The sequence below is a fragment of the Streptomyces spiramenti genome (genome assembly GCF_012034385.1).
Taxonomy (GTDB): domain Bacteria; phylum Actinomycetota; class Actinomycetes; order Streptomycetales; family Streptomycetaceae; genus Streptomyces; species Streptomyces spiramenti.
Window position 1 is genome coordinate 1 of the sequence record NZ_JAAVJB010000323.1, and the last position, 4,387, is coordinate 4,387.

A 4,387-nucleotide genomic window follows, 5' to 3' on the forward strand; every position below is an offset into this window, starting at 1 on the left:
CTTCGCCGTGGCCTTCTTGGCGGTGGTCTTCTTCGCCGTGGCCTTCTTGGCGGTCGCCTTCTTCGCGGCGGTCCCGTCGCCCTCGGCGGTGTCGCCCACCGAGGCGGGACCGGCCGGGGGACCGCCTGCGGGCCGGCACGGTGGGCGGCCCGCGACGACCGGGGCGCCGTGCTCGTCGAGTTCGCCGGAATCTTCCCCTACGTGCTGCTGATGCTCGCCGTCATCTGGCAGTGCATCCTCATCGGCTACACCTTCTCCCTCGCGGGAAACGCCGCCGACCAGGCCGCGCGGGCCGGTGCCGCCGCGCGCGGCGGGGCGGCCGGAGCGTGCGCCGAGGCCGCCGCCCGGCACGTGCCGGCCGCGTGGAGCGTCAACGCCTCGTGCGGACAACAGGGCGACATCTACCGGGCCGAGGTCACCCTCCGGGTGCCGGCGCTCTTCCCCGGGGTGCTCGACATGCCCTTCGACGTGCCCGGACGCGCCGGCGCCGCCGCGGAGGGACGACCGTGAGGCCGCCGGACACCGACACCGCCGAGGCAACCGCCACCACCGCGGGCCCCGCCGTCGTCGGGGGCCCCACCACCACCGTCGCCGGTTCCCCCCGGGGGCGGGACGCCCAACGTGGCATCACCGCGGTGGAGTTCGCCGGATGGCTCCCCGTCCTGCTCGTCGTCGCCCTCGCCGGTGTCCAGCTCGGACTGGTCGGCTACGCCGTCCAGCAGGCCGGAACCGGCGCCCGGGCCGCGGCGAGGGTCGCCTCCCAGGACGACATCGCCGACCGCTACCAGAGCGCGGGCCGGGCCGCGGTCAGCGACTGGCTGGCCGTCGGCTACTCCCTGGACGCCGGCTGCGGCGGCTCCGCCGACGTCGCGACCGTCACCGCCCGCATCCGGATCCCGTCCGTCCTGCCGTTCGTCGACGGATTCGGCACGGCCACCCGGTCGGTGACGATGCCGTGCGACTGATCACCCCGCCCCCGCCGGGCCACCCACCGCCGCCCGGCCACCCCCGCCGCACCGCCCCCGCGAGGAGGAGCACCCCATGGGCCTGAGGTCCCGGCTCGCCGCCCCGGACGAACCGACCGGCACCGACCAGGGCGACAGCCGACTCGTCGCCGTCTACCGCGCCAAACTGCTGCAGGAGACCGACCTCGCCGAGATGTCGGCGATGCCGACGCGGGAGGAGCGCACCGGCGGGCAGCGCAAGTTCGTCCTGCAGGCCGGCGTGCTCTTCGAGGAGAGCGAGGCGGATCTGAGCGAGGAGTCCCTCGCCTCGCTGGAGGCCGTGGCCGCCGCCATCGAGGAGGAGCAGCCCGAGTGGGTGAACATCTTCGGTTTCACCGACAGCCAGGGCTCCTACGACTTCGGCGTCCAGCTCTCCAACGAGCGTGCGGAGAACACCCAGCTTGCGCTCATCGACCTGATGGGCGACGCGGGTGACATCACGTTCAACATCAACGGGTACAGCGAGGAGTACTTCCTCTACGACAACAGCACCGACGAGGGGCGACAGAAGAACCGGCGGGTCGAGATCTCCTGGCCCACCGGTGGGTAGCCGCCGTTCGTGAGACCCACCCCGGATGCCCCGGCCCTCGCAGGCCGGGGCATCCGCCTCTTCCGACCGATCGGCGTGACGGTCGCCCCCGTTCCGGTCCTCGGTCCATCGCGGAAGCGAAGGGTGCGGGATCGACGCGGAATGTCGCCGTGTACGGGGGGTGACATTACCGGCAAGGGATGTTACTCTCGGTGTTCGAATCGATGGGGCCTCGCGTCCCGGCCCCGGTCGGAGTGCGAGAGAGCTGCGGGGAGAGGTGAGAGCAGTGCGCTGTTGGAGGTGCCGCGCGAGTGAGGCCGACGCGGCCACGGGCGTCTGCGCGAGGTGCCGGCCGCTGCGCCGCTTCAAGTCGCTTCGATGGCTGACCGTCGCCTCCTCCGCGCTGCTGGTTCTCTGCGCGGTGCTCTCCTGGCAGCGGCTGCTCGCCGCCCGGGAGAAGCTCGCCTACCTCGCCCAGTCGCACGACATCGACCCCTCCGGCATGACCGTTGAGCAGTGGCGGTCCGCAGAGCGGGCGCTGCTTCCCGAGGACACCCGCATAGCGGGGCTGATGGAGAACGCCACCGGCCCCTGGGTGGTCGTGGGCACCCTCACCGCCGGCTTCTTCCTGCTGTGGTTCCGGCGCGCGCGGAGCAACGCGCGGTTGCTGGCCGGCGCGGATCCTTCCGTGCGGCGTGGCTTCGCCTACGCGGGCTGGCTGGTGCCGGTCGCCAACCTCGTCGTGCCACGCAGGACGCTCGCCGAACTGCGCCCTCCGGGCGCCGGTGGTGGCCGCGTCGTGCTCCACGTCTGGTGGCTGCTGTGGATCGCGACGGTGACGGTCAGCGCGTCGGCCTTCTGGCTGTGGTGGGAGGCCGCGCCGCAGGCCGGCGGGCGCCTGGCCGAGGGCAAGGTCCCGGCGGCGGCACCGCTGGAGAACGCGGTGCGGGTGCTCACGGTGGCGGACGGTCTGCTGATCGCCTGTGCGTTCGCCACGGTCGCGCTGTTGTGGCGCACCACCCGACTGCAGGAGCGGGCTCTGGCCGCCGGCCCCCCTGACGGGCCGCGGCCGATGGCCGTCGCCGAACTCGACCGCGAGCAGTTGCTCGGTCGCGTGGTGGCGCGCTGGGGAGCGGAGGCCGACCCCGACCCCCGCTCCGGCCCCGATCGCGGCGCGGTCCCGCGCACCGGAGCCGGTACCGATGTCGACCACGGGCCACGGGGCGAGGAACCGGTCTCGGGTGAGGGCGTCCCCCGGCTGTCGGAGGTGCCGCAGCCCCGGCCGGGCGCGCCACGCGGTCGCCCCGGCGGGTCGGGCACCTCGGGGGATCGCTTCCGCAGCCCCGGAGGTGTGGGGCGGGCCGCGCGTCGCGGCCGACCCCCGCATCGGGGCCACGGTCACGGCCAGGACGGTTGACCCCGGCGGCGTCACTGTCGGCATGTGGCGTGCGGGCGAGCTGTCGCTACGCTGCGACGCATGGGCGACTTCGATGATCCGCCGGCGTCCGAACCGACTCCGGGCTTCACCTATGCCGAGGTCGGGGCCACGAGAGAGCCGGGCCGGCTGCCACCGCCCGGCTACCACCTGATGCGCGTACGCACCCGCGTCGGGTCGGGTGAGGACGCGTTTGTCACCGCCTCGCGTGCCCTCATGGAGTGGCGGCTGCACCGCGCCGTCGGGGTGGGGATCGAGGCCGGGCGGTCGCGGGCGGCACTCGGGGTGCCGGTCGCCGTGGTGGTCCGCCTCGGCCCGCTCCGGCTGCTCCGTGCGCCCTGCCGGGTCGTCTGGGTGGTGGAGGAGGACGGTCTCGCCGGCTGGGGCTACGGCACGCTGCCGGGGCACCCGGTCCGGGGCGAGGAGTCGTTCCTCGTCGAACGCGATCGGATGGGCGCCGTGTGGCTGACCGTGACTGCCTTCAGCCGTCCAGGGGTCTGGTACACGCGTGCTGCCGGGTCACTGGGACGTGCGGCGCAGCACTACTACGCGCGACGGTGCGGTCGCGTGATGCGACGACTGCTCGCACCCCGCTGACCAGCCGGGCACCCTCCATGACGAGCTCATCACGCAACATCACCGCTGTTCGGGAGGGGTGTCGTCCCCCACATCTGTGCGGGTCCGGGGTGCCCTGTCGCCATTCCTGACCGCGAAGCCTTGGGGTATTGTTTAACGGTCACCAACTGCCAGCGTCGTCACACCCACCCCGGCGACGGCTGGCTGGGCCGGACGTGAGCAACCCCCCCCGCTCCGTCCCGCCCCGCGCGGGCCGGTCCGCTCTCCCCCCCACTCGAGCGGGCCGGCCCGCTGCCTCTTCCGTGGGGCGGACGCCGACACCGGCGTCCCCCCGCACGTTTTCGTGGCACCGGCCGCATGCGCCCCTTGCGCCGCCTCTCCTCGATCCCTCTCCACCCGCTTCGCGCGCCCGGCGTGCGAGCCGGTCGGGGATCGCCGCCGGTCCGGGCGTGCCCGTCGTCGATGTGCGCCGCCGCCGTCGCCGTCACGCCCCGCGCCGCAGCCGACGGGCGGCCCGTGTGGCCGTGCCCCCCCCCGTCACCGTTGCGCCGTGGGAGACCCGGAGCGCGCTGTGGGCCGTGCCCACCGGGGGAGCGGAGCCCGTACGCTCAGCTCGTGTCTGTGCCGCTGATCGTCGCCGCCGCCGTCTACGGAGCCGCCGCCGGTTCGTTGCTCCCGCGAGCCGTCCATCGACTCTCCGTCGAGCCCGACGAGCCCTGGCGGCCGACGTGCCCGCAGGGCCACCCCTGGCCGGGCGGAGCCCGCGGCTGGCTCGGGCCCGCCGGTCGCTGCCCTGCCTGCCGGGACGGTCGCCCCGCCGGGCCGAGGGCCGCTGCCCCACCC

The 4,387-nt window shown here is 74.5% G+C and carries 5 protein-coding genes and 1 pseudogene; all 6 read left to right on the plus strand.

What is annotated here, in order from left to right:
* The first annotated feature begins 168 nt into the window (after positions 1–168).
* Positions 169–510: a TadE/TadG family type IV pilus assembly protein gene (locus HCJ92_RS25445; RefSeq protein ID WP_167935448.1), complete on the plus strand. Its 342-nt coding sequence runs from the start codon at positions 169–171 to the stop codon at positions 508–510.
* The gene (locus HCJ92_RS22520; RefSeq protein ID WP_167935449.1) at positions 507–965 is read left to right on the plus strand and encodes a TadE/TadG family type IV pilus assembly protein; all 459 of its coding nucleotides are present in this window, start codon (positions 507–509) and stop codon (positions 963–965) included. Before HCJ92_RS25445 ends, HCJ92_RS22520 begins: the two co-directional genes overlap by 4 nt.
* A gap of 76 nt (positions 966–1,041) precedes the next feature.
* The gene (locus HCJ92_RS22525; RefSeq protein ID WP_167935450.1) at positions 1,042–1,554 is read left to right on the plus strand and encodes an OmpA family protein; all 513 of its coding nucleotides are present in this window, start codon (positions 1,042–1,044) and stop codon (positions 1,552–1,554) included.
* A 265-nt stretch (positions 1,555–1,819) separates the two neighbouring features.
* Entirely contained in the window at positions 1,820–2,950 is a 1,131-nt protein-coding gene (locus HCJ92_RS22530) for a DUF4328 domain-containing protein (protein ID WP_167935451.1), read from the plus strand.
* Positions 2,951–3,010: 60 nt separating this feature from the next.
* Positions 3,011–3,565: a DUF1990 family protein gene (locus HCJ92_RS22535; RefSeq protein ID WP_167935452.1), complete on the plus strand. Its 555-nt coding sequence runs from the start codon at positions 3,011–3,013 to the stop codon at positions 3,563–3,565.
* A 594-nt stretch (positions 3,566–4,159) separates the two neighbouring features.
* Positions 4,160–4,387 (plus strand): annotated as a pseudogene (locus HCJ92_RS24495) (prepilin peptidase); the annotation flags it as partial.